Source organism: Maritalea myrionectae DSM 19524 (genome assembly GCF_000423365.1).
Classification (GTDB): Bacteria; Pseudomonadota; Alphaproteobacteria; order Rhizobiales; family Devosiaceae; genus Maritalea; species Maritalea myrionectae.
The window spans coordinates 107,493-133,103 of the sequence record NZ_AUHV01000004.1; the positions used below are offsets into that span (position 1 = coordinate 107,493).

19 protein-coding genes are annotated in these 25,611 nt (G+C 52.5%); 8 read left to right on the forward strand and 11 right to left on the reverse strand.

The genetic code is table 11. The annotated features are described in order from the left end of the window. Nucleotides 1-27: 27 nt before the first annotated feature. The 5 genes from accC to G549_RS0111890 form a co-directional block, all read right to left on the reverse strand. The gene (gene accC, locus G549_RS0111865; protein WP_027835211.1) at nt 28-1,368 is read right to left on the reverse strand and encodes an acetyl-CoA carboxylase biotin carboxylase subunit; all 1,341 of its coding nucleotides are present in this window, start codon (nt 1,366-1,368) and stop codon (nt 28-30) included. Between the two features lie 11 nt (nt 1,369-1,379). Continuing rightward, entirely contained in the window at nt 1,380-1,874 is a 495-nt protein-coding gene (accB, locus tag G549_RS0111870; protein ID WP_027835212.1) for an acetyl-CoA carboxylase biotin carboxyl carrier protein, read from the reverse strand. 21 nt (nt 1,875-1,895) lie between these two features. Then, nucleotides 1,896-2,336 carry a type II 3-dehydroquinate dehydratase gene (gene aroQ / locus G549_RS0111875; protein WP_027835213.1) on the reverse strand — a complete coding sequence of 147 codons (441 nt, stop codon included), beginning with the start codon at nt 2,334-2,336 and terminating at the stop codon, nt 1,896-1,898. Nucleotides 2,337-2,544: 208 nt separating this feature from the next. Beyond that, nucleotides 2,545-3,402 (reverse strand): DsbA family protein, encoded by an 858-nt coding sequence (locus G549_RS20130; protein ID WP_051213728.1) that lies wholly within the window; start codon nt 3,400-3,402, stop codon nt 2,545-2,547. A 31-nt stretch (nt 3,403-3,433) separates the two neighbouring features. Continuing rightward, nucleotides 3,434-4,816 (reverse strand): M48 family metalloprotease, encoded by a 1,383-nt coding sequence (locus tag G549_RS0111890; protein ID WP_051213730.1) that lies wholly within the window; start codon nt 4,814-4,816, stop codon nt 3,434-3,436. A 45-nt stretch (nt 4,817-4,861) separates the two neighbouring features. On the opposite strand from G549_RS0111890, the gene G549_RS0111895 reads away from it, so the two are divergent. Next, nucleotides 4,862-6,064 (forward strand): pyridoxal phosphate-dependent aminotransferase, encoded by a 1,203-nt coding sequence (locus G549_RS0111895; protein ID WP_051213732.1) that lies wholly within the window; start codon nt 4,862-4,864, stop codon nt 6,062-6,064. Nucleotides 6,065-6,082: 18 nt separating this feature from the next. Here the strand turns inward: G549_RS0111895 and G549_RS0111900 are convergent, their stop codons facing one another. Further along, on the reverse strand, nt 6,083-8,791 hold the full coding sequence (locus G549_RS0111900; RefSeq protein WP_027835216.1) for a ribonuclease E/G: 2,709 nt from the start codon (nt 8,789-8,791) through the stop codon (nt 6,083-6,085). A gap of 607 nt (nt 8,792-9,398) precedes the next feature. Between G549_RS0111900 and G549_RS20135 the strand changes: the two genes are divergently transcribed. The 3 genes from G549_RS20135 to prfB all read left to right on the forward strand — a co-directional run bounded on the left by G549_RS20135 (nt 9,399) and on the right by prfB (nt 14,379). Next, a complete protein-coding gene (locus G549_RS20135) occupies nt 9,399-10,640 on the forward strand; it encodes an N-acetylmuramoyl-L-alanine amidase (protein WP_051213734.1) in 1,242 nt (413 codons plus the stop codon). 110 nt (nt 10,641-10,750) lie between these two features. Beyond that, nucleotides 10,751-13,168 (forward strand): penicillin-binding protein 1A, encoded by a 2,418-nt coding sequence (locus G549_RS0111915; protein WP_027835217.1) that lies wholly within the window; start codon nt 10,751-10,753, stop codon nt 13,166-13,168. 94 nt (nt 13,169-13,262) lie between these two features. Continuing rightward, nucleotides 13,263-14,379 (forward strand): peptide chain release factor 2 gene (prfB, locus tag G549_RS0111920; protein WP_156905550.1). Its coding sequence is split into 2 segments (ribosomal slippage): nt 13,263-13,331 and nt 13,333-14,379, totalling 1,116 coding nucleotides; the frame shifts between segments, so codons are not numbered across the junction. 9 nt (nt 14,380-14,388) lie between these two features. On the opposite strand, the gene G549_RS21435 is transcribed toward prfB, so the two are convergent. From G549_RS21435 to bcp, 3 genes are all read right to left on the reverse strand, one after another. After that, a complete protein-coding gene (locus G549_RS21435) occupies nt 14,389-15,528 on the reverse strand; it encodes a M23 family metallopeptidase (protein ID WP_027835219.1) in 1,140 nt (379 codons plus the stop codon). Between the two features lie 63 nt (nt 15,529-15,591). Continuing rightward, nucleotides 15,592-16,401: a ferritin-like domain-containing protein gene (locus tag G549_RS0111930; protein WP_036222551.1), complete on the reverse strand. Its 810-nt coding sequence runs from the start codon at nt 16,399-16,401 to the stop codon at nt 15,592-15,594. Then, complete coding sequence (bcp, locus tag G549_RS0111935; protein ID WP_027835221.1) at nt 16,391-16,867, reverse strand: thioredoxin-dependent thiol peroxidase; 477 nt, start codon at nt 16,865-16,867, stop codon at nt 16,391-16,393. Before bcp ends, G549_RS0111930 begins: the two co-directional genes overlap by 11 nt. Nucleotides 16,868-17,058: 191 nt before the next feature. Here bcp and G549_RS0111945 point away from each other — a divergent pair, with 191 nt between their 5' ends. Further along, nucleotides 17,059-20,478 carry an AsmA-like C-terminal domain-containing protein gene (locus G549_RS0111945; RefSeq protein WP_169449647.1) on the forward strand — a complete coding sequence of 1,140 codons (3,420 nt, stop codon included), beginning with the start codon at nt 17,059-17,061 and terminating at the stop codon, nt 20,476-20,478. Nucleotides 20,479-20,531: 53 nt separating this feature from the next. Here G549_RS0111945 and tyrS read toward each other — a convergent pair whose 3' ends face one another. Further along, on the reverse strand, nt 20,532-21,785 hold the full coding sequence (gene tyrS, locus G549_RS0111950) for a tyrosine--tRNA ligase (RefSeq protein ID WP_027835223.1): 1,254 nt from the start codon (nt 21,783-21,785) through the stop codon (nt 20,532-20,534). A gap of 47 nt (nt 21,786-21,832) precedes the next feature. Continuing rightward, entirely contained in the window at nt 21,833-22,495 is a 663-nt protein-coding gene (locus tag G549_RS0111955) for an alpha/beta hydrolase (RefSeq protein ID WP_027835224.1), read from the reverse strand. Nucleotides 22,496-22,748: 253 nt separating this feature from the next. Between G549_RS0111955 and G549_RS0111960 the strand changes: the two genes are divergently transcribed. From G549_RS0111960 to G549_RS21835, 3 genes are read left to right on the forward strand one after another with little or no spacing between them, the layout of a single operon-like run. Beyond that, nucleotides 22,749-23,903, forward strand: coding sequence for a cysteine desulfurase family protein (locus G549_RS0111960; protein ID WP_027835225.1), 1,155 nt, complete (start codon nt 22,749-22,751; stop codon nt 23,901-23,903). A 38-nt stretch (nt 23,904-23,941) separates the two neighbouring features. Then, complete coding sequence (sufB, locus tag G549_RS0111965) at nt 23,942-25,411, forward strand: Fe-S cluster assembly protein SufB (protein ID WP_027835226.1); 1,470 nt, start codon at nt 23,942-23,944, stop codon at nt 25,409-25,411. Further along, the gene (locus tag G549_RS21835) at nt 25,411-25,578 is read left to right on the forward strand and encodes a hypothetical protein (protein ID WP_156905551.1); all 168 of its coding nucleotides are present in this window, start codon (nt 25,411-25,413) and stop codon (nt 25,576-25,578) included. Before sufB ends, G549_RS21835 begins: the two co-directional genes overlap by 1 nt. The last annotated feature ends 33 nt before the right edge of the window (nt 25,579-25,611 follow it).

Below are 25,611 nucleotides of genomic sequence, written 5' to 3' on the forward strand. Positions count from 1 at the left end.
AGAAAGGGCCCCGCGGGGCCCTTAAATCTATTTCATGCCGAGATATTTTTCGAGCCAATGAATATCATAATTGCCCGTGATCACGTCTTCTTCTTCAATCAAACGTCGGAACAAAGGCAGGGTGGTTTTTACGCCATCGACCACAAATTCACCCAAAGCGCGGCGCAAGCGTTGCAAGCACTCTTCGCGGGTGCGGCCGTGCACGATCAGTTTGCCGATCAAGCTGTCATAATAGGGCGGGATGTTATAGCCCTGATAAACACCTGAATCAACGCGCACACCCACACCACCAGCAGGGTGGTAGAACGAAATGCGGCCCGGTGAGGGGGCAAACGTTTCTGGGTCTTCGGCGTTGATACGCACTTCAATGGCATGACCAAAGAAGGTGATATCTTCCTGTTTGGCAGAAATTGGGTGCCCGGCGGCAATGCGAATTTGTTCATAGACCAAATCCATATTGGTGATCCTTTCGGTCACCGGGTGCTCCACCTGCAAGCGGGTGTTCATCTCAATGAAATAGAACTCGCCATTTTCGTACAGAAATTCGATGGTGCCTGCGCCAGAATATTTCATCTTGGCGATGGCATCGGCAACAATGCCGCCAATTTCGGCTCGTTGTTCAGGCGTAACGGCGGGTGAGGTGGCTTCTTCCCACACTTTTTGGTGACGACGTTGCAAGGAGCAATCGCGATCGCCCAAATGGATGGCACCGCCTTTACCGTCACCCAGTACCTGAATTTCGATGTGGCGCGGTTTGCCGAGATATTTCTCGATATAGACCGCATCATCACCAAAGGCAGCTTTTGCTTCTGAGCGTGCCGTTGACAGCGCTGTGCCAACTTCTGCTTCAGTCTTGGCCACTTTCATGCCGCGACCACCGCCGCCTGAGGCCGCTTTAATGATCACTGGGTAGCCAATTTCAGCGGCGATTTTGCGCGCTTCCACATCGCTGGTCACCCCGCCATCGGATCCTGGCACCACAGGGATGCCAAGTTCTTTCGCGGTGAGCTTGGCTTGAATCTTATCGCCCATAATTTCGATATGGTGCGCTGAAGGGCCAATAAAGGTGATGTTGTGTTCTTCCAGAATGCGGGCAAAGCGCGCATTTTCGGACAAGAAGCCATAGCCAGGGTGCACCGCATCTGCACCGGTGATTTCACACGCGGCCAGAATGGATGGAATGTTCAAATAGCTATGGGTGGCGGACGCTGGGCCAATGCATACACTTTCATCGGCCAAGCGGACATGCATGGCGTCGGCATCGGCTGTGGAGTGCACCGCAACCGTTGAGATGCCGAGCTCTTTACACGCACGCAAGATGCGCAGCGCGATTTCGCCTCGGTTTGCAATCAGAACTTTTTTAAACATGGGCATCAGGTTTACTCGATCACCACAAGAGGTTCACCAAATTCAACGGGTTGCGCATCTTCCACCAAGATTTTGGTGACAGTGCCTGCGCGGTGTGCCGGAATTTGGTTCATGGTTTTCATCGCTTCGATGATGAGAATGGTTTGACCTTCAGTCACCTTGGTGCCGACTTCCACAAAGTTGGATGCACCGGGTTCAGGCGCCATATAGGCGGTGCCGACCATAGGTGAGGTGAGGGTGCCGGGGTTCGAGCCAATATCGTCCGCAGGGGCTTCGGCCGCTGCCGGGGCAGGTGTTACTGCGCCTGGCGCTGGTGCCGCTGCCGGCGCGGCAGGTGCTGGTGCATATGGCGCGCTTGGCATGTGAACCACTTCTTGAGCATGGCTGCGGGTCACACGAACACGAAAATCATCATGCTCAAGTTCGACTTCAACCAAGTTCTGTTCGTTCAGCAATTCAGCAATCGTACGGATCAGATCGCGATCAACTTGTGAACCTTTACTCATTTAAGGGGCTCTCCAATTTTGTTATTCCGGAATGTGTGATGTTAAAGCACCGAGGGCCAAAATGTAACCCGCCGGGCCAAAACCGCAAATTGTGCCCAGTGCGACTGGTGACACATATGAATGGTGACGAAAACTTTCCCGCGCAAAAATATTAGACAAATGCACCTCGACCACCGGGATGTTGATGGCGCGAATGGCATCATGAATCGCCACAGATGTGTGGGTGTAGGCAGCGGGATTGATGATGATGCCATCAGCGGTTTTGCCCGCATTCTGGATCAGCTCAACCAAGTCGCCTTCATGATTTGTCTGGGCAAATTCCAACTCAAAGCCCAAACGCGCGCACTCTTCTTGGCAGTTTTGCTCTATATCGGCCAATGTAACGTGACCGTATATGCTGCCTTCGCGCTCGCCCAACAGATTAAGATTAGGGCCGTTTAGAATATGAATTTGTTTCGCCATTTTGCGGGTTATACCTTTTTATCTCCCGTGCAGGAGCTTGCACTATATGAAAACAAATGAAAAGGCAAAGATTACTCGCGGTTTTACACCACTAGCATATGAAATTGTTGCGCTTTTGTGTCATTTGGGCGGTATATGCATTGTGGGGCGTCGAATTGAAAATTAAAGGCGGCGCAACTATTGCACCGCCTCAACTCAATTCACAGCCTTAGGGGCAGGTGGTTTCCCCGCATTCGCGCATATTATCAACGCGGCGCTTTAGCCCTTCATAGCTTTCTGCGCCCCGCACCACTTCATTGCCAATGATGTAGTTTGGTGTGGAGCTAATGGCGAGGGCATCAGCCAATTGGTAAGTCCGCCCAATGGCTTGGGTGACTGACTGGTCTTGCATTTGCAGCTCAACCTCAACCGGGTTTAGCCCCAACTCGGCGGCAACTTCCAAAGCGCGTTCCTTATCAACCTGGCCACGCGATTGGAAAAGTTTGGTGTGAAATTCCATGTAGTCGACTTTGCCGCTGCGGTTGACGATGGTCGCCACGCGCGCTGCATCAGCAGACCCTTGGCTGAGAATCGGGAATTCACGCAGGATGAAGCGAACATCCTTATCCTCTTCCAACAGCTGCAACATGTTGCCCACAGCTTGACGGCAGTAGCCACAATTGTAGTCGAAAAACTCAATGATGGTCACGTCACCATCCGGGTTGCCGAGCACGACTTGGTCTGGATCGTTGTGTACCCGATCACCAAGTGCTTCCAATGTTTGGCTGGTTTGAGCAATTTCGGCTTGCTGGCTTTGGGTTTGCAGCGCCACAGACATGCGCTCCAGCAATTGCGGGTTGGCCAAAAGATAGTTCTCAACAGCGACGCCAAAGCGACCTTGGGCGGCTGATGCTTTTGGGGTATCGGCGAGCAGATTCTCGATTTTTTCTTCCACAATTTGCTCGATGAGGGCGCTCAGTTCGTCCTTTGACATGTCGCCAACGGATTGGGCCTGTGCGGGGATCAAAAGTGCCAACATGGTCGCAATGATCAGCGGCAATTTGAGAATAGAGTTTAGAAGGGTCATAAATGTCGATCCAGTTTGAAAAGATTTGTGTCTAGCTTAGCGCCAAAATGTCATCAGCGCGTAACCAAGCGGGGCTGCCCTCGGGCAAATTCTGTTTTGCTTTTTTCGCCAAGCCACGCGCCAAGCGAATGTCGCGGCGTAGGAAGGCGGCTTCGGCGGCGGCAAGGTCAGCTTCGCCAGTGCGACCGGCACGGCCATAGGCGCGCGAAAGAAGCGAAAAGGCGCGGGCTGAACCGCTATCCATTTGTGTGGCGCGGGAAAGCTGAATGATGGCTTCATCCAGATCCTGGCTGCGACCCGTGTCGGAAAGGGCAGCACCATAGATCAGACGATATTCGATCTCATTGGGCGCCAATTGAACAGCGCGGGCCAGTGGCTTGAGCGCCGCTGTGGCTTGGCCGGTTTCGAACAGCATTTGCCCTAGAAGTTCCTGCAAGTTCGGGTTGCGCGAATTGGCCGAGGCGAGCGCGGCCATTTGCTGAACCGCAGCCGGACCAGCACCTGCGCGATAGCCTGCAATGGCTCGGGCATAGCGTGCAGGCAGGGATTTATCTGAATTGGGATAGCGGTTGAGCACAGTCTGGGTGCGTTCCAAATATCCGGTAAGCTTGGCTTTTGCCATCGCTAGGCGCTGAACATCTTCGCTTGAATCACGTTTGTTGCGGAAGGGGCTGCCTGCGGCGCGATTGAGCGTTTGGTTGAGGCGATCTTCTGCCAAGGGGTGCGTGCGCAAATAACCAGCGGCGGCGGCGCGGCTGGACTGGTTGCGCTGCAAACGGTCGAGCACTTCAATCAAACCTTGCGCGCTTTGTTTGGTGCGCTCCAGATATTTTAGCGCGGCGGCATCTGCTGCGCTTTCTTCGGATTGGCGGTAGGCCATGAAATTGTTTTGGGCGGCGGCGCTTGAGCCCAATATGAAGCCTGAGACCATTCTGCCCAATTCGCCGGACTGATCATTGCCGGAGGCTGCAGCCAAAACGCCAATACCGAGCACCATTGAAACCGCCTGAACGCGGCCTGCGACTTCAGCCTGTTCGCGCAGACGTCGCAAGTGGCCGCCGGCCAAATGGCCGATTTCGTGCGCCAACACGGCCTTGAGCTCGTTGGGCGTGTCTGAATCCAAAATGGTGCCGTAATTGATGAAAATATCGCCACTCTCGATGACAAAGGCATTAAACCGCCGATCATTGACGATATTAACGCTGACACTTCGTGGATTTACGCCCGCAGCTTTGAGCAGTGGACGTGCAAAATCCTTGATCATGTTTTGCGTTTCAGCGTCCGTGATCAAACGAATTTGCTGCGCCATGGCGCTGATGGGAGCAAAGGCCAACAGAATGGCGAATAAAGCCGGGATTAACCGCAGATGCTTTGGCATGTTTTGGCCTTTACTGAAACCATGAATCACTGACATTGTGGGCGCAACTATAACGGCATTTCGTGCAGTTGGCACGGGCCGTTGACCTCACAAAAACGCGAACAGTTGGACAATTTGATGACAGAGATCGCGCAGCTCCCGCATTTGCAACCCTTTTTCGCCATGGAAATTCTGGCGATGGCCAAAACGCTGGAGGCCGAAGGGCGCAAAATTTGTCATTTGGAAGTGGGGGAACCCGGCGCGGCACCTGCGCCAGAAGTGATCGCGGCGGTGCAACAAAGCGCGCAAACTGATCCGCAACGCTATACTCCTGCAAAAGGTGATTTGGCCTTGCGGCGGGCGTTGGTTGATTATTATCGCCAACAGCATAAGGCCATCGTCAATCCTGAGAATATTTTGGTGACCAATGGGTCTTCCGCCGGGTTTGTCCTGGCGTTCTTGTCGGGATTTGAAAAGGGGAGCAAAATTGCGGTTACCCGACCTGGGTATCCCGCCTACCTCAATATTATTTCGAGCCTCGGTTTCGAACCGGTCGAAATTGAACTCAGCGCAAGCAATGGCTGGCGGCTGGATGCTGATGCTGTGCGGGCAGCGCACAGTGAAACGCCGTTTGATGGCTTGTTGCTGGCATCGCCTGCCAATCCAACTGGGGCGATGATTGAACGGGAAGAGTTTGCGCGGATTATGAACGCCTGTGATGATCTGGATGTTCGGTTTATTTCAGATGAAATCTATCATGGCCTGAGCCATGGATTGCCAGAGACAAGCGCGCTTGAATTGAGCGACAATGCACTGATTATCAATAGCTTTTCGAAATATTATTGCATGACTGGTTGGCGGCTGGGATGGCTGGTGCTGCCTGACGAAATGGTGCGGCAAACTGAGATTTTGGCCCAGAATATGTTTATTTCCGCCCCCAGCCTGTCGCAAGTTGCCGGGCGGGTCGCGTTGCCATGCCGTGACTATTATGATCAGCAAAAGGCGGCTTATGTGCGCAATGGCATGTTGCTGGTGGAAGCGCTGAGCGAGATGGGCTTTAAAGATGCGCGCATGTCAGATGGCGCATTTTATGCCTATGTCGGGATTGAAGGATTTGCGCAAGACAGTGTGGCGTTTTGTAAAGCACTGCTGCAAGAAGCAGGCGTTGCAGCAACGCCAGGTGTGGATTTTGACCGCGTGAATGGCCACAAATTTGTGCGGTTTTCCTACGCTGGTGACCATGACATGCTGGTTGAGGCGATAGAAAAAATGGCCGGCTTTTTGAGCCGACCATTGTCACTTTAGATCTAGCAATTGCTGGCTTTAAAAGAAGCCGCGCTGCCACCAACCCTTTTTGGTTTTTTCCTTGGCTTTGCCTTCATCTTCGTCGTCACTGCTGGATGAAGATGTAACGATAATGCCGTCTTCCGTTGGCTTATCGGTTTTCGGCTTTTCCGTTGGCTCCTGCTTCGGCTCTTCGCGTACTTCAGGCGCTTTCACGGCATCTTGCTTTGGTTCTTCAGTTGATGCTGCAGCAGCCTCTTGGGCAGGCGCAGTCTCATCGTCTTTTTTTACGCGTTTGCGCGGTGCACGACGACGCTTTGGCTTTTCCTCAGCGGCATCTGCGGTGCCTTTGTCGTCATCAGTTTTTGCGGCCTCTTCCTGAGGTGCAGCATCGGATGTGTTGTCATCCGACTTTTTGCGACGCGGCCGACGTTTCGGCTTAGGCGGCGTTGCCTTAGCGTCTTCATCGTCAAGCGTTTCCGCTTTGGTATCCACCTTCGCATCAGCCAACGCGGCTTCTTTCGACGCGTCCGTGTCTTTATCCTCTGGATCTTTAGCGCGTGTTACATTTTCTTCAACCGCCTCAATGGCTTCCTGGTCGAAATTGGCTGGCGCTTCAGATTTGTTCTGATCGTCTTTTGGCGCATCTGACTTGTTCTCGTCGTCAGATTGCTGACCATCCTGCTGACTGGCGTTTGCGCCATTATCATTGTCTTGGTTGCGACGATTGCGGCGACCACCGCGGCGGCCACGACGGCGGCGCTTTTTCGGTTGTTCGCCATCTTCATCGTCACTTGGCTTGGACGTTTCATCCTGGTCAGACGCCTCAGCTTTATCGGCATTATCCTGATTTTGCTGTTGGTTCTGATTGTCTGACTCGTCGCGATCGCGCCCTTTGCCCCGACGACGCTTGCGGCGACGCGCGGGCTTTTCTTCTTTGTTGTCTTCTTCTTCGGTTTCGGCGACAACATCTTCGTCTTCAACCAAATCAATAACAGGCGCAGAATCAACCTTCACGTGGTTGGTGATGCGCGGCTCGCCATTGTCGTATGGATCGCCTTTTTCAATCGTGAACTGATCGCCATGCATATGGGGCTCAGCTGTGATTGAAATGGCCAAATTGTAACGTTGTTCCAGCACAGAGAGGGATGGGCGTTTGGCGTTCAAAATGTAAAGGGCAACTTCAGATGCTACCTTCACATTGATCGCCTGGTTCGGACGCCGCATGACCTGATCTTCGATCGCGCGCATCACCATCAAGGCAAGGCTTTCGACAGACCGCACAAGGCCTGTGCCGTTACATGTTGGGCATGCGTTGGTTGAGCTTTCAAGCACACCAAAGCGAATGCGCTGACGCGACATTTCGAGCAAACCGAAATGTGAAATACGGCCGACCTGAATGCGTGCACGGTCGTTTTTCAGGCTGTCTTTGAGTTTGCGCTCAACATTGCGAATGTTGCGCTTTTCTTCCATATCGATGAAATCGATCACCACAAGGCCCGCCATGTCGCGCAAACGCAACTGCCGTGACAGTTCGTGCGCCGCTTCAAGGTTGGTTTGCAGTGCGGTGTCTTCGATATTGTGTTCTTTTGTGGCCTTACCCGAGTTCACATCGACCGATACGAGCGCCTCAGTCGGGTTGATGACCAAGTAGCCGCCTGACGGCAAGTTCACCTTCGGCGAGAACATGGAATCGAGTTGCTCTTCCACATTGAACTTGGAAAAGATCGGTTGATCATCGCGGAATGGCTGCACATTTTTGGCATGCGAAGGCATGATCATGCGCATAAAGTCTTTGGCCTCACGATAAGCATCGTCGCCAGACACCAGCACTTCGGTGATCTCTTTGTTATAGAGGTCGCGAATGGATCGCTTGATCAGGCTGCCTTCTTCATAAACGAGGCAAGGGGCCGTAGACTCCAGCGTCAGGCTGCGCACATTTTCCCAAAGGCGCAACAGATATTCAAAGTCGCGTTTAATTTCGGCTTTGGTGCGGCTTGCGCCAGCAGTGCGCAAAATAACGCCCATGCCTTTTTGCACGTCCAGTTCGCCTGCGATTTGTTTCAAGCGTTTCCGGTCAACTGCGTTGGTGATTTTGCGAGAAATGCCGCCGCCACGCGCCGTGTTTGGCATCAAAACTGAATAGCGACCGGCGAGGGACAAATAAGTTGTCAGCGCCGCGCCTTTGTTGCCGCGCTCTTCTTTCACCACTTGAACCAACAACACCTGACGGCGTTTGATCACTTCTTGGATTTTGTAGGAGCGGGGACGCTTGCGCTTGCGCTCTGGCACTTCTTCCAGCGCATCTTCCGTGCCGACTTCGTCAAATTGCTGACTGTCGCCATTTTCATCATCATTGTCTGAAGCTGCTTCGCTGTCGCCATCATCTTCTTTAGACGCAGGACTATCGGATTTCAGCATTGCAGGCTGATCTGAATCAGCCAAATCGTCATTGACCTCTTCTTCTTCCTCAGCCAACAGCGCTTCACGATCCGCAAGTGGGATCTGATAATAATCTGGGTGAATTTCAGAAAAAGCCAGGAAACCGTGGCGATTGCCGCCATAATCCACAAAAGCGGCCTGCAAAGATGGCTCAACCCGCGTCACTTTCGCGAGATAGATATTGCCTCTTAATTGCCGGCGTGTGGCCGATTCAAAATCAAATTCTTCTAAACGGTTCCCGTTAGTGACAACTACTCGTGTTTCTTCCGGGTGGATTGCATCCACCAACATTCTTTTCGTAGGCATATATTAAAGCTCCACGCATACGCAGCCTTGGCGCAAATGAGCGCAGCCCACCCGTTTTTGACGGAGTGAGCGGTTGCGTTGCGAAAATGTAAGATTGTCTTGCGGATTTTTGCTCACGCAAGAGATTGGCATTTGAAGACAATGCGGCGTGTGCGATTGCGTCGCGGGCAATTGGGCCCTTTATGCAATGCAACTTTTCAAACCTCATCTCGTCTTCTTTCATTTGGGTGGCAAATCGCACTATTTCTTGACGGTTTGCCGGCATGGCCGCTTCGGCCGAATCTCGTTCTCAGCAAATGCTGTCGGTTCTATTGTTCAGAATTGTCATTCTCGAGGAAGGTTTGACAAATTTTTGACCAGTTTGAGGGTCAAACTATAGAACAAGAATCGAGGGCATTACGCCTGCTGATGGTTAGTGTTTAATCTCCAACGTCAATTTTAGCAACAAATATGTTTATTGGCGTTAAATTTATGTTGGGCTGAAAAGCGTTGAATTCAAGCAACGAATGGCAAGAAACTGCAGGTTGATCGCATTCAATGGCCTCAAAAACCTGCACGAATCGCATATGAGCTAAAGGGTCAATTAAATTTTTATGCACGGATCGTGATGCCTCAGCGCCTTTTTGTACACTTCTTATTGATCTTTGTGATGCAGCTCAGCCTTATTGGCGGCGCGTTGGCACAGCAAGGCATCCAAATTCTTGATGCGCGTCTGGCCGTTGGGCCGGATAAAAGCCGTTTGGTGGTCGATCTGAGCGCCGTGGCAGGCTATGCGACGTTTCCCATAGACCAACCGGATCGGCTGGTGGTGGAACTGGGCGTTGAAAAACTGGCCGATGACGCGCCAACAGAGCTAAAGACGGACGGTTTGGTGCGGGAAACCGCCATCGGCATGGTGGATGAAGGCCGCGCCCGTTTGGTTTTGTTTTTGAACAAACCCGTTCAAGTTACCACCATTGAAATGCTTGAAGCGGTGGGTGAACAGCCGGCGCGCCTTGTGGTTGAGATTGCCGAAGGTGAGCGGGAGATATTTGATCAAGCTGTGGCACGATCCAAGGCGTTGTTAACGGGGCAGGCGGGTGCCGAAGACAAGGCTGCGGCTGAAACGCCAGAGGCGCCAAGCACGCCCACGACAGAGGGGGCGTTGCCCAGCGTGGTGCAAATCCGCCCCCTGATCTTGCTGGACCCCGGTCATGGCGGCATTGATGGTGGGGCAAAAGCCGAGAACGGCTTAGAAGAAAAACATGTGGTGCTTGAATTTGCCAAACGCGTGCAAAAGCACTTGCTGGCCACAGACAAGTTTGATGTGGCGCTGACCCGCACGGGAGACGAGTTTTTGAGCTTGAATGAACGGGTTGAATTGGCACGGGAAAACAAAGCGAGCCTGATGATTTCGCTGCACGCGGATAGTTTTGACGACCCCAACGTGCGCGGCGCAAGCGTTTACACAAGAGATGAAGCAGCGACCGACGTGTTGGACAAGGTGTTGGCTGAGGGTGAAAACCGTGTCGATTTGATCGCTGGTTTTGATGCGCCAAAGGATGATGATCAAGTGGTCAACATCTTGATTGATTTGATGCGGCGGGAAACGCGGCGGCAGAGCTTTCTGGCGGCACGCTCCATCGTAGACGATATCGAAACACAATTGCCCATGCGGCCATATCCGTTGCGTCGGGCCGACTTTTTCGTGCTGCAATCGCCTGAAGTTCCGTCCATCCTATTGGAGCTCGGCTTCTTGTCTAATGGGCTAGATATGGAAAATCTTGCCGAAGAAAGCTGGCAGGAGAAGGCGGCACAAGCGTTGGCGCAAGGAATTGTTAAATATTTTGACGCGGAAGCGCAAAACTGATTAAAGCCGTGCGTTCACAGTTTTGCCCTTGTTTCGGGCGATAGCGTGGGGTCACTAATGGATTTGAAGGTTAGCACTGACCATCAAAGTAACGAACTAGGTTTGAATAGATGCTGAGAATTTTGAGCTGGCTTTTTGCATTCGGTTTCTTCACCGGGTTAATTGCGTTGGCTGGTGTGGGCTACTTTCTGTGGACGATCTCTGAGGATTTGCCCGATTATACGGTTTTGAAAGACTATCAACCGCCGGTAACGACGCGGGTGCACGCTGCGGATGGGTCGCTTCTTGGCGAATATGCGCGTGAACGGCGCTTGTTCCAACCTATTGAGACGATCCCGCCGATGGTGGTGAACGCGTTCGTCGCGGTGGAGGATAAAGACTTCTATTCGCACGGCGGTTTGGCTTTTGACGGTATTTTGCGTGCGGTGCGTGACAATATTCAGAAAAAGATCGATGGAACTGGTGGTCCGCTGGTGGGCGCCTCTACCATCACACAACAGGTGGCGCGGAACTTTTTGCTGACGCTTGATCAAACCTGGGATCGTAAAATCAAGGAAATGCTGCTTGCCATTCGGATTGAGCAAACCTTTTCCAAAGACAAGATTATGGAGCTCTATCTCAACGAGATATTCTTGGGGCTCAATTCATATGGTATTTCCGCGGCGGCGCTGAACTATTTCGACAAAGCGCTCTACGAGCTGACCATCGCAGAAGCGGCCTATATCGCGGCGTTGCCAAAAGGGCCGGCAAACTATCATCCAATCCGGTATCCGAAAGCGGCGATTGAGCGGCGCAATTATGTGATTGGTCGCATGGAGGCCGAAGGCTATATTAGCGCGGAAGAGGCGAAAGCGGCGCAACAAGAACCACTGAATGTGTTTCCGCGAACCTCAGGCTCACAAGTCTATTCTGCAGAATATTTCGCCGAGGAAGTACGGCGGCGTTTGGCACGTATCTATGGTGAGGACCAGCTTTATGGCGGCGGCTTGTCCGTGCGCACCACAATGGACCCAAAATTGCAATCCTACGCCCGCGACGCTTTGATCAATGGGTTGGTACAGTTTGACCAGACCAAGGGCTATCGCGGCCCTGTGGCCACGATTGAGCTTGATGATGATTGGGGCGACGATCTGGCCGAAATGGACATTTTAAGTGATGTACCAGAGTGGCGCTTGGGCGTTGTGATCGAGTTGGAACAGAACTCGGCTGTTGTTGGGTTGCGGCCGGAAAAGGATTTGCAAGGCAATCTGCTGGCCGAACGTGAAACGGGCCAACTACCCGGCAAAGAGCAGAAGTGGATCGCCAAGCCGCTATCACAAATCCTAAATGTGGGCGATGTGATCTATGTGGAGCAGGTGCCGGACAATGAGGGTGTCTATCAAATGCGCCAGCCTCCAGAAGTGCAAGGCGGTTTGGTGGCGATGGACCCTCGGACCGGGCGTGTATTGGCCCTTGTGGGTGGCTTCTCATTTGCCGAGAGTGAGTTTAACCGCGCCACACAGGCGGAGCGTCAACCGGGTTCATCGTTTAAGCCGATCGTTTATGCTGCAGCGCTTGATAATGGGTATACGCCCGCTTCTGTGGTGCTGGACGCGCCATTGTCAATCAAAAACGCCGACGGCACGTCCTACCAGCCGGACAACTATTCACGCGAGTTTTATGGGCCACAAACATTGCGGCGCGGCATTGAACGTTCTCGGAACGTGATGACGGTGCGGCTTGCGCAAGATATTGGCATGCCGTTGGTTTCTGAATATTCGCGCTTGTTTGGTATTCACGATAATCTACCGCCCTATTTGGCGATGGCTTTGGGGGCAGGTGAAACCACCGTGCTGCGGATGACAGCTGCCTACGCCACGATTGCCAATGGTGGGCGCAAGATTAATCCGACTTTGATTGACCGTGTGCAGGATCGTTACGGCAATACAGTGTTTAAGCATGATGAGCGGATCTGTGATGGCTGTGCGGTTGAAGAGTGGCAAAACCAAGCCGAACCATTGGTGATCGATAACCGTGATCAAGTTCTTGATCCTATGACGGCATATCAGATCACATCGATGATGGAAGGCGTGGTCCAGCGGGGTACCGGCACACGCGTCCGCGCTCTGGGCCGTCCTGTTGCTGGCAAAACCGGCACCACCGACGATTATAAAGATGCATGGTTTGTTGGCTTTACCCCAAATATGGCGGTTGGCGTTTATGTCGGTTACGACACGCCACGCAATATGGGCCGTAATGCCACTGGTGGCGAATTGGCCGCACCGATCTTCCGTGACTTTATGGAAAATGCCATGAAAGGCAAACCACCAACCCCGTTCAATATACCGGGTGGGATGACCCCGATTTGGATTGACCCCAAAACCGGTGTGAAGGTTGCTGGTGGCGGCGAAGGTGCGATCGTTGAAGCATTTAAACCCGGCACGGGACCAAACTTGATCACATCTGTGATCGGGGTGGATTCGGACGTGTTTGTGGATCTGGAAGGTGGATCGCAAGACTTTAATGCCGGACGTGGCGGTTTGTTCTAAGCTTTGGATATTGCCTTCGCCCACGGGCGAGGGGCTTGATGGGGCGTGGTCGATCGGATAGATCACATGCACAGACAAATGAGTGTGAGTGATTATGCGCGCAGAAATTCAAAGTGTTGTTGATGAGATCGAGCAGGCCATGAGCTTGCTGAGGAGGCATCTTTGACTGGGATAGTGCCCAGTCACGGCTAGACGAGCTAAACCAGCGCGCCGAAGATCCCGACCTGTGGAATGACCCGCAAAAAGCGCAAGGCGTGATGCGGGATCGGCAATATCTTGAAGGCCAAATCAATTCCATCAATGGATTGCAGGCTACATTGACCGACAATATCGATTTGATCGAATTGGGGGAAATGGAAGGCGACGATGAAGTTGTGGCCGAAGCGGAAAAAGCGCTAATCGGCCTTAAAGCCCAAACTGACCGTATGCAGGTGGAAACTTTGCTTTCTGGCGAAGCCGATGCCAATGATTGCTATGTGGAAGTGCATGCGGGCGCCGGCGGCACTGAAAGCCAAGACTGGGCCAACATGCTGTTGCGCATGTATACACGCTGGGCGGAACGCCAGGGCCACAAGGTCGAAGTGATGGAAGTGCATGACGGCGAAGAAGCTGGCATTAAGTCTGCCACGATCCTCGTCAAAGGGCACAACGCCTATGGTTGGCTGAAAACTGAGAGCGGCGTGCACCGGTTGGTGCGAATTTCACCGTTCGACAGCCAAGCCCGTCGACACACAAGCTTTTCATCGATCTGGGTTTATCCGGTTATTGATGATTCAATTGACATTGAAGTGTCTGAATCTGACGTGCGGATCGACACATATCGTGCCTCTGGCGCGGGTGGTCAGCACGTGAACACGACTGATAGTGCCGTGCGCATCACTCATATTGAGACCGGCATTGTGGTGCAATGCCAGAATGATCGGTCACAGCATAAGAATCGGGCGACAGCATGGGACATGTTGCGGGCGCGGCTTTATGAGGCTGAGTTGCAGCGGCGTGAAGAGGAGGCCAATGCCGAGACCGCGCAGAAATCTGAGATTGGCTGGGGACACCAGATCCGTTCCTATGTGTTGCAGCCCTATCAGATGGTGAAAGATCTGCGCACAGGCATTGAAAGCACCGCGCCGAATGATGTGCTGGATGGCAATCTGGATGCGTTTATGGAAGCTGCGTTGGCGCAACGGGTTGGCAAATCAGACGAGGATGACTAAGCGGCTGCTTTAAAGCAGGCTTCTTAGCTTTTTCCCAACATTGATGTAGTGCGCGGGGTTGGTCGGCCGATCATCTTTGCGCACTTCCAAGTGCAAGTGAGGGCCCGTGCTGCGCCCTGTGCTGCCCACCAAGCCAATGATCGTTTGTGGCGTGACGTGCTGGCCCTTTTTGACCTTGATTTTGGAAAGGTGCGCGTAGCGTGACATCAAACCATTTACATGGGTGATTTCAACTGCGTTGCCGTAACCGCCCTTGCGTCCGGCAAACGTGACCTTACCTGCGCCAAGCGCGGAGACAGACGCTCCACTCGGTGCGCGAAAATCCAATCCGGAATGAAACGCGGATCGCCCGGTGAAGGGATCGCGACGGTTACCGAACCGGGAGCTTAGACCGTAAGATTCGGGCAGGGGGCGGAAAACGGGGGCTGAATAAATATGCTGTTTGGCCTGCTCATACTTTGAAAGTGCATCCAGCGCGAAATTGGCCGCTTGCATTTGTTCCGCAAATGCATCGCCCATTGCGGGGGGCAAAAGGGGGCCGCCGACGGCATCATCTTCAAAGCGGGGCTTGAGGCCAACGCGGGATAATTCAGTCATGATTTTTGCGGTCGATCTTTCCGCCTCGGTGCCTAGGGCTGTGAGGGCTGAAATCGTATCTTCCTTCATCAATTGAAGGTCTTCAATGATCGCATGAATGTCTGTTTTTGACGAGTTGGTTGGTGCAAAGCCCAACGCGCTTGTTTTTATTGGGTCAGTTTGCGCGGGCACTTCAATTCCAACAGCTTTTGCCTTTTTCGCGATTGAACGCACAAAATCATGTTGTTCTAGAATTTGTTCTTGCTGGGCCAGCAGATCTTGCAGCTGCAAGTTTATATCGCCCGCCTTGGCATATTGGCGCGAGTGCAACCGATCCAGTTCGGCGCGCAAAGTAGCGATGCGGGTTTCATAGGCGGATATGGTTTGCGCCGCTTGAGCGTCGCGTGTCGCCGCAAAATCAGGCGACATATATAGTGTGATCGCGAATGCGATGTTGCCGGAAAACAGGATGGCGACGAGGCCATAAACCCACCAGCGATCCAGGTCTGATTTCTTTTGGGTGTGGCCATTCTGGCTTGTTACTTTACCCGAAAAGTTACGCGATACACTCACTTGATCCGCCCATTCTTTAGCGTCGATTCTCTTCTACTGCTAAAGATGGAGGATTATGGTTAACTATCCGATAATGGGAGCGATGGGCTTATAAAAACTGGGTGTTAGCCCAGCTGCAGCGCGGGCTTTGTCGTTGAAGGGTGGTTTTAATGCCCCACGAAAATGCTTGCGCACCAATGACTGGAAAGTTGGTATGGGTTGCTTGCGCTCAATGTCGCATTGATACCGAAACCATTTGGCGCCAAACGCCACGTGGCGCTTTTCATCATTATAGATGGTTTGCAAAATTTTGGCTGTTGCCTCATCTCCCACCGCTTGGGTGCGTTCAATCATTACAGGGGTGATGTCCAGCCCACGCGCCTCCAAAACCAAGGGAATGATGGCCAGGCGCGCCAATAGATCGTGGGCGGTATCTGCGCAAGATTGCCACAAACCATCATGGGCGGGGAAATCCCCATAGGCGCTGTCCAACTCGTTCAAGCGATTGGAGAGCATACGAAAGTGCTTTGCCTCTTCCAGCCCGACTTGAACCCAATTATCCAAAAAAGAGCGCGGCAAATTATGGCCGCACCCGCGTGCAACCAGATCCCATGTCAGGTCCACGGCGCCCAATTCAATGTGGGCGAGGGCGTGAATATGGGCTTTGCGGCCATGCTCGGTGCGCAAGTTGCGTTTGGGCATTTTGCCCGGCGGCAACAGTTCAGGTTTTTCGGGGCGTCCGGGCTGGTCAGGCAAGGCCAAATCATCATATCGGCCCTTGCCCATTTGTCGTTTGAGCCACGCCCGCGCCGTATCCATCGCCAGATCAGTCTTTTTGACCAAATCTGGCTCATGGACAATGGCAACTGCGCTTTCAAACAGCTCACGCGCCATTTTCAAGCTCAATTAGTTTATCGAGTACTTTTTGGGCATGGCCTTTGGCGCGAACATTGCGCCAGATATGCGCGATTTTACCATTTTCATCGATTAGGAACGTGGTGCGTTTGATTCCCATGAATGTTTTGCCATACATCTTCTTTTCGCCCCAAGCGCCATAGGCTTCCATGGTTTTATGGTCTTCATCTGATAGCAGGATGATCTTGAGATCGTGCTTTTCCCTGAATTTGGCGTGTTTTGCCACCGGGTCAGCAGAGCAACCGACTAGAATGGTGTTGTGTGCTTCAAACTCTGGCAGGAGGGCGGTGAAATCAATGTTTTCCACTGTGCAGCCTGGTGTGTCGTCTTTTGGGTAGAAAAATAGCACTATGTTTTTACCCTTATGCTCAGACAGGGTAAAATCTTGCGATTCGGTTGGATTGGTGAAATGAGGGGCGACATCGCCGATTTGAAGTTCAGCCATCAGAGATTTCCCTTATGAGAGGACAAGAAGATTCGATTTGGTCACAGATCAGCCCATTTTGAGATTTAAGAGCAAAATATCAGCTTGTTCAATCATTTGCCATTGAAGCTGACACAATTCAACCCGCAGCATAAAAGCCTTTAATGAGACAAAAGAAAAAACGCGCTAATTCGCCCAAAGACACAAGGCCCTTGCACAAGAAGAAGCGGGTGCATTTCTCCGGCGGTTTCGTTGCTCTCATCGTCCTCACCGTCATTATTTTGGCGTTGAATGTGGTCTCTTTTCCCGGCGTGCACGGGCTGGTCGCACAAAAGATTGAGGAACAATTGCCTCCCGGCTATGCCGCCGACTTTAAAAAAGCCGGCCTAACGCTGCGGGAAGGCTGGATTCCGGCCCTCAATCTGAGTGAGCTTAAGGTTTGGCACCAACAATCTGGAGCGCAATTTGTTGCGGAAGACGTTGATTTACGGTGGTTTTTTCCCGCTTGGGTTTCTGGCCGTCCCGCCATCGAAGTTGAGGTGCGCGAACCGCACGTCCAGCTGGTGCAGGATTTTAACGGCGTTAATCTTGCCAACCTTGAGTTTGATGAAGAGGCGGTGGGCGACACCCCCACGGTACGCCTGCAAGTTGGGGCGCAAACGGGCCTAAGCGTGACGTTTAGCGATGATGGCGTGCAATTGCGGGCTGGCGAAGAAGACCTGAAGGTTAAATCCGACAATGCGTGGGCCATTGAGGCGGTTAATGGGCTTGAAGGCCTATTGGCGCTGTTCGCTGAAAACACCGCTGATGGCGCGTATCGCAAACTGACGGTGACCGGCGGGCGCATTGATGTGTTGGACCGGATTTATCAGCTTTATCGATCGCTTGACGAAGTTGAGCTTGAATTGCTGGCCTATGAAAATGGCGTGTCCATGTTTGCGCGGTTTACCGCTGCAGGGCGTCGCACGTCTGGCAGTTTTTTCTGGACACCAGAAGTGAATGACGGGCGTCGGGTATCTGGTGCGTTCGAAAATCTCGATTTGGCACTGATCATGCCCTTTATGGACGATCAGGATGGGGTATTTGCCTTGAAGGGCGGGTCTCAGCTCGATTTTGATGTCAGTTTTGATCAGGATGGGGTCTATTTAGGTCAATTCAATGTGGATGTGACCGGAACCTTGGCCGCCATTGAAGGCGACACGTTTCCAGTGCGTTCAGAAGTGGCTGAAGTGGAGTGGAAGCCGCGCGAAAGTCGCTACTACTTGTCGCCCACAAGGATCGAGATTGGGCAGAGCTATGCTGATATTTCTGGTGAGTTCGCGCTTGGGCTTGACGAACAATTCGGGCCCACAGTCGGCATCGGGATGCAGTTGGCCAATGTTTATTTGCATCCGAACGATATGGAAGCGCCGGAAAAGGCCATCCCCAATATCGTGTTTAATGGCTGGTCTGCCCCCGTTTATGGTGCGATTGGCATCGACAAGGTGACAATTGATACGGGTGAGTATTCGCTGCAAGCCGATGGTCGCGTTGATGTTTTGCAGGCGGGTATTGGTCTGGATTTGGCAATGGTCGCCCGCAATATGGATGCGGACAGTTTAAAGCGGTTGTGGCCATATTTTCTGGCCCGTGAAGCGCGCGAATGGTTCGTTGAGAATGTCAGTGACGGCCGCTTGAATACCGCCAAAATGCGTTTTGACTTTCCGGTCGGCACCATCGGCGAGAAGGGCGAGAACAAGAAGATTCCTGAAAATGGACTGACCATTCTCGGCACAGCGCAGCATGTATCGCTGCTACCTTTGCCCGGGTTTCCCACCATTGATATTGGCGGCACGACGACCATTAAGGTGAAGGACCATTTTATTGAAATGGGATTTGATCGCGGCACGGTGAGTGATGCGGCGGGGCAGGTGGAGATCACCAATGCAGCCTATCTGAACCGCAATACATTTCCCACAGATCAAGTGTTTGAGATTTCTGGCGATCTAAAAGGCGATGTCAGCACGCTGATTTCGATTGCGTCGAAAGAACCGCTCAATTTGCTCGAGGATTTTGATCTCGACTATCAGCCTGAGGATTTGACCGGGGCGGCGGACATTAATGTGATCGCCACCATCTCGCAGTTTGGTGATGGTAAGCCGGAAGGGCTTGATTATACGCTGAATGGCAGTGTGCAGGATTTTGCGAGTGCGGCGCCGATCGAAGGCCGCGACGTCAAAGAAGGTGACTTGCAATTTACCGCCTCCCAGGCCGGGTATCAGGCGTCTGGTCGCGTTTTGGTTGATGATGTTCTCGCCGATCTTCGGATCGAGGCTGAGGACGATGCGGAACCGGTTATTACGGCGTCTGCAACCTTGTCGGAAGAGGAACGCGCGAAACTTGGCTTTGATGTGTCGCAGTTTGTGACCGGGCCCATCCGGGTTGTGGGTCGTCCGGTGGGTGACGATATTCAGGTGGCCGTTGATCTGACCAATGCGGCGCTGAAATTCTCTGAATTGGGTGTCACCAAGAAAAAGGGTGTGGCGGGCCAGCTCAACGCAGAAATCCGCATGGCTGAGGACAGTGTTGATGTGCCCCAGATTGATTTGCGGTTCGGTGATGTTCGCATCGCAGGTGAGCTGGACTTTCACTATGAAAAAGGGCTGACCAGTGCCAAGATGTCCACTTTCCAGCTCAATCCCGGGGACAAAGCTCAAGTGGAACTCTCGCCTATTGAAGGCGGGTTTAAGGTTGAACTTTCCGGTGAACAGCTTGATTTGAAGCCGATGTTGCGGCGGTTTTTGGGGCTAGACCAAGGGACATCGGCCGCAACCTCCAACGCAGAAGATCAGGTCATTGATATCAGCCTGTCCTTGGATCGTGCCTTAGGGTTCTACAAAACAACTGCCTACAACACCAATGGACGGTTTGTTTTTCGCGGAGCCGATTTCCGCACGGTGAATATGCAAACGTCATTTGGCAATGATAAGTCCGTGTCGATCACCACAAACCCCGTGCAATTTGGTCGATCGATGGTCGCAGCATCGAATGATCTGGGCACCTTGTTGCGTTTTGTTGGCATTTATCCGCGTTTGCTCAACGGGGTGGGCAGCTTGGTGCTGAACATAAATGACAAAGCCGGACGCATTTCTGGCGGGTTCACATTGAATGATTTTGCGATTGCGGATGAAGAGAAGGTCGCACTCGTATTGGGCAACCACCGGGATAGTCGCAAATTGATTGAACGTCAGAACCAGTTGCGCTTCAAGCAAGCTGAGATTGAGTTCAATGGCGGCGATGGCGTGATAACTGTGACCAAGGGTGCGCTTGATGGGGGCACGATTGGTGGGACATTGCGGGGCAATATTTACACCGGTCAGCGCCAATATGATTTGGTGGGGACTTATATTCCGCTGTTTGGTTTGAACAATATTTTCCAAAAGCTTCCACTGCTTGGTGCGATATTGGGCGGGCGTGACGGGGAAGGGCTGATCGGCGTGACCTTTGCAGTGCGCGGACCATTGGATGATCCGCAATTCTCGATCAACCCGGCATCAATTTTGGCACCAGGCGTGTTCCGGCAGATCTTTGAGTTCCGGGCGCAAGGTGATCCAGAAGCACGCCGGGCGCTTGAGCAAGTTGAAAATCAGTAACAAAAAAGCCCGGCGCAACTGGCCGGGCTTTTTGATTTTTGGTGATGTCGGCCTTATTCGGCAGGCTTCAACAAGATGTGGCGTTTTTTGCCCGCGGACAATTTGATCACACCTTCAGGCAAAAGCTGTCCTTCGCCCAATGTGGCGCGTTCATCGTCGACTTTTTCGTCATTGACCTTCAACGCACCTGATTTGATCAGGCGGCGCGCTTCGCCATTTGAGCCTGCCAACCCGGCGGTGACAAATGCGCTAAGGATGCCGACGCCTTCATTCAACTCAGCTTTGGTGACTTCCACGGTGGGCAAGGTGAGGTCAATCGCGCCTTCTTCAAAGGTGCGACGGGCTGTCTCTGCTGCTTCTTCCGCTGCGGCCTGACCATGGATCATTGCCGTTGCAGCGGTGGCCAACTGCTTTTTCACATCGTTCAGCTCGTTGCCTTCCAAACCGTCCCAACGGGCGATTTCGTCCAACGACAGCGTGGTGAACAATTTTGCGAATTTGGCCACATCAGCGTCGCCTGTGTTGCGCCAGAACTGCCAGTAGTCATAGACCGGTAGCATTTCTTTGCGCAGCCAAACGGCACCAGCAACGGACTTGCCCATTTTGGACCCGTCCGACTTGGTGATCAGTGGTGTGGTCACTGCAAAGCATTCGGCGCCGTTCAAGCGGCGGGCCAGATCGACCCCCGAGATGATGTTACCCCACTGGTCGGAGCCACCCATTTGCAGGGTACAGCCATAGCGCTTGTTGAGCTCGGCAAAGTCGTAGCCCTGCAAAATCATGTAGTTGAACTCCAAAAAGCTCAGCGATTGTTCGCGATCCAAACGTTGTTTGACGCTTTCGCGGGTGAGCATTTGGTTGATCGAGATTTTGCTGCCGACATCGCGCAAAAACTCAACATAGTTCAGCTTCATCAGCCATTCGGCATTGTCGAGCATTTGTGCGTCGGTTTCGCCGTCACCAAATTCAAGCAGGCCAGAAAATATCTCGCGGATATTTGACTTGTTGTCTTCAATGATTTCCGGCGTCATCATTTGGCGCATCTCGTCTTTACCAGACGGATCCCCGACCATGGAGGTGCCGCCACCCATCAAAACAAGAGGCTTGTTGCCGGTTTTTTGCAGCCAATAGAGCAGCATGATCTGCACGAGGTTGCCCACATGCAGGCTCTTTGCTGTGGCATCAAAGCCGATATAACCTGTGACCGGACCTTCACACAATTTTTTGTCGAGGCCCTCTGCATCAGAAAGCTGATACAAAAATCCGCGCTCTTCAAGCGTGCGCAAAAAGTCGGATTTGTAGGTCATATGCTTTTCCTTTTATTCTTATTTTTTAGCTGCTGCCCGGTCGGTGGCTATCGGCCACCGCCCTGAGCGATTTCTTCGCGTCGACGATCCAAATATTCGGCGCAATCTTCGATGAGGGGTTCAATACGGTCCTCAAAGAAATGGTTGGCACCTTCGACAATCTTTTGTTCGACGGTGATGCCCTTTTGCTGTTGGAGCTTGTCCACCAGTTTTTGCACTGATTCTGGCGGTGCAACCCGGTCTTTCTCGCCATGAATGATCAGGCCAGAGGACGGGCAAGGGGCCAAGAAGGCAAAATCATAAAGGTTTTCTGGTGGGGCAACGGAGATGAAGCCTTCAACCTCGGGGCGGCGCATCAAAAGCTGCATGCCAATCCACGCACCGAACGAAAAGCCAGCGATCCACACGCCGGGGCTTTCTTTATTGAGAGTTTGCAACCAATCAAGCGCTGCCGCCGCGTCTGAGAGTTCACCCACGCCGTGATCGAACGTGCCTTGCGAACGTCCAACACCACGTGAATTGAAACGCAAAACGGAAAAACCGCGTTGGGCGAACATGTAGAACAAATTGTAGACAATTTGGTTGTTCATGGTGCCGCCAAATTCTGGATGCGGGTGCAACACCACCGCGATGGGCGCATTAGGGTCTTTTGCTTGTTGGTAACGTCCTTCAAGACGACCAGCTGGACCATTAAAGAATACTTCAGGCATACACGAGACCTTCTATCCCCACACAAAACCAAATGCTTTTGCCGAATGCAGGGATTGTTCGGCGAAAAGGGTTGACGAATGTCGGCACGCTACCTAAAACGTGAGTGCGAAAAACCAGTTTAGAATTATTCAAAACTAGTTTTTCGCCCAACAGTCAATAATCTTGCGCTTCTTTTACCTATTGTAGAGCGCAAAATTCAAGAACTGATTGGTTGAATCGGCCTATGGCCCTGAAAAAGAGTGAATTTTTTCGATGAGTCGCAATGCAGTGACATATTTGGACCATAGCGCATCGGCACCTTTGTTGCCGGACGCGCAGACGGCCATGGTCGATGCAATGGCGATTCCGGGGAATCCTTCTTCCGTACATGAGAATGGCCGCAAACTGCGCGCGATCATTGAAGATGCGCGCGACAAGGTTGCGCTGCTATGTGGCACGGCGCGGGGACGGGTGGTGTTCACTGGTTCAGCGACTGAAAGCCTGACCCACGCAATCTGGGGTTTGGCACGCAGTGAAAAGATTGACCGTATTTTGGTGGGTGCTGGCGAGCATATGGCCGTGATCCGCGCGGTTGAAACCGCGGGCGTTGCGTTCGAGTTTATTTCTTTATTGCCTAATGGATTGTTGGACCTTGGCGCTTTGGAGCGTCAACTTGACGAAGCCGATGCGACGGGTGCGCGGGTTTTGGTTGCGGTGCAACAAGTGAATAATGAAACCGGGGTTGTGCAGCCAGTTCACGAGATTGGTGAGCTATTATTTGATCGCGAGCACTATTTGCTGGTGGATGGTGCACAAGGCGCGGGCAAGGTTGAATTTTATTTCGACCCATCGCGGGCTGATTTTTATTCTGTCTCCGCCCATAAGATTGGCGGACCAGCGGGCGTTGGTGCGCTTATTTTGAAGCCGCGCGTGGATGATGTGCGCTTGATCCCCGGTGGGGGACAAGAGCAAGGCCGACGCGGCGGCACGGAATCAGCGGCATTGATCGCCGGGTTTGGCGTGGCGGCAGCGCAGGCGCAGGAGAACTTCGCCAATGTGCCGCATGATTTGGTGGCCAAAGCCGAAAGCGGCTTGGCCGAGATTTTTGCCGATGTCGTGATTTTTGGCGCGGAAGTGCCGCGCTCAGGGTTTACCAGCGCGTTTGCTCTGCCGGGCATCAAAAACAATATATCGATGATTCAGTATGATTTGGCGCGGATCGCGCTTTCGGCTGGTTCTGCCTGCTCGTCGGGCAAAGTGTCGCGTTCACACGTTTTGGACGCCATGAAGATTGATCCAGCGCTTGCAGACTGTGCGTTACGTCTAAGCGTTGGGTGGAACAGCACGCCTGAAGATGTTGAGGCGTTTTTATCTGCAAGTGCGCAGATAGCGGAAAAGTTTAAGGGCAGTGCGCGGGCAAGCGCCTAGAGCTGTCACGATAGGGTTGATGAAAGAGAGGTCTTGAAATGGCTGCGGTTAAAGAAACCATTGATCAGGTCAAGGAAATTGACGTCGATAAGTACAAGTATGGCTTTAAGACCGATATCGAAATGGATATGGCGCCTAAAGGCCTGAATGAAGATATTGTGCGCTTTATTTCGGCGAAAAAGGATGAGCCGGAATGGATGCTGGAATGGCGTTTGGAAGCCTTCCGCCGCTGGCAGCAAATGGAAGAGCCAAGCTGGGCGCGCGTTAATTATCCCAAAATCGATTTCCAAGACCTTTATTATTATGCGGCACCGAAATCGACACCAGGGCCAAAAAGCCTTGATGAAGTTGATCCGGAGCTTTTGGAAACCTACAAGAAATTGGGTATTCCGCTGTCTGAACAGGCTGTTTTGGCCGGCGTTGAAGGCGCACGAGTTGCCGTAGATGCTGTGTTTGACAGTGTGTCTGTTGTGACCACCTTTAAAGATGAGTTGGCCAAAGCGGGCGTGATTTTCTGCTCTATCTCTGAAGCGGTGAAAGAGCATCCTGAGCTGGTGAAGAAATATCTCGGTTCTGTTGTGCCAACCTCAGACAATTTCTACGCGACGTTGAACGCGGCTGTGTTCTCTGACGGGTCATTTGTTTACATTCCAAAAGGCGTTCGCTGCCCCATGGAACTGTCGACCTATTTCCGTATCAATGAAGAGAAAACTGGTCAGTTTGAACGGACGTTGATTATTGCCGACGAAGGCTCATATGTGAGCTATCTCGAAGGTTGTACCGCGCCAATGCGTGATGAGAACCAACTGCACGCGGCCGTGGTTGAACTGGTGACCTTGGACGACGCTGAAATCAAATATTCGACCGTTCAAAACTGGTATCCGGGCGATAAAGACGGCAAGGGCGGCATTTATAACTTTGTGACCAAGCGTGGCGATTGTCGCGGCAAAAACTCCAAGATTTCTTGGACGCAAGTTGAAACCGGCTCTGCGATCACTTGGAAATATCCAAGCTGCATTTTACGCGGCGACAATTCACAAGGTGAGTTCTACTCCATCGCGATTTCGAATGGCCACCAGCAAGTGGATAGCGGCACCAAAATGATCCATTTGGGCAAGAACACCTCTTCCCGGATTATTTCAAAGGGTATTTCAGCCGGCGTATCGCAGAACACTTATCGTGGTCAGGTTTCCGCCCATGCGAAAGCAACCGGCGCGCGGAACTTCACCCAGTGTGACAGCTTGCTGATCGGCGATAGATGTGGGGCACACACGGTGCCTTATATTGAAAGCCGCAACGCAAGCGCCGTGTTTGAGCACGAGGCGACTACCTCCAAGATTTCCGATGATCAGATGTTTTATTGCCAGCAACGCGGCCTGAACGAAGAAGAGGCGGTGGCGCTGATCGTGAATGGATTTGTGCGTGAAGTGCTGCAGCATTTGCCGATGGAATTTATGGCGGAAAGCCAAAAGCTGATCGGCATCAGCCTTGAAGGCAGTGTGGGCTAATGGGCTGGAGCGCAATCATCGTTGCCATCATCGCCGGGCTCGGCATGGGCTATGTGGTGGCTGGCCGCGTGAAGGCGGAAGAGCCCGAAGGGTATAAGATTATCGGTGGCATTGCAGGGGTTTTTGCCGCCGTAAGTGTTTGGCTGGTGATCACCTATATGTGGTGATCCCGCCTTTTGAACAAAGATAGAGCGCCAATC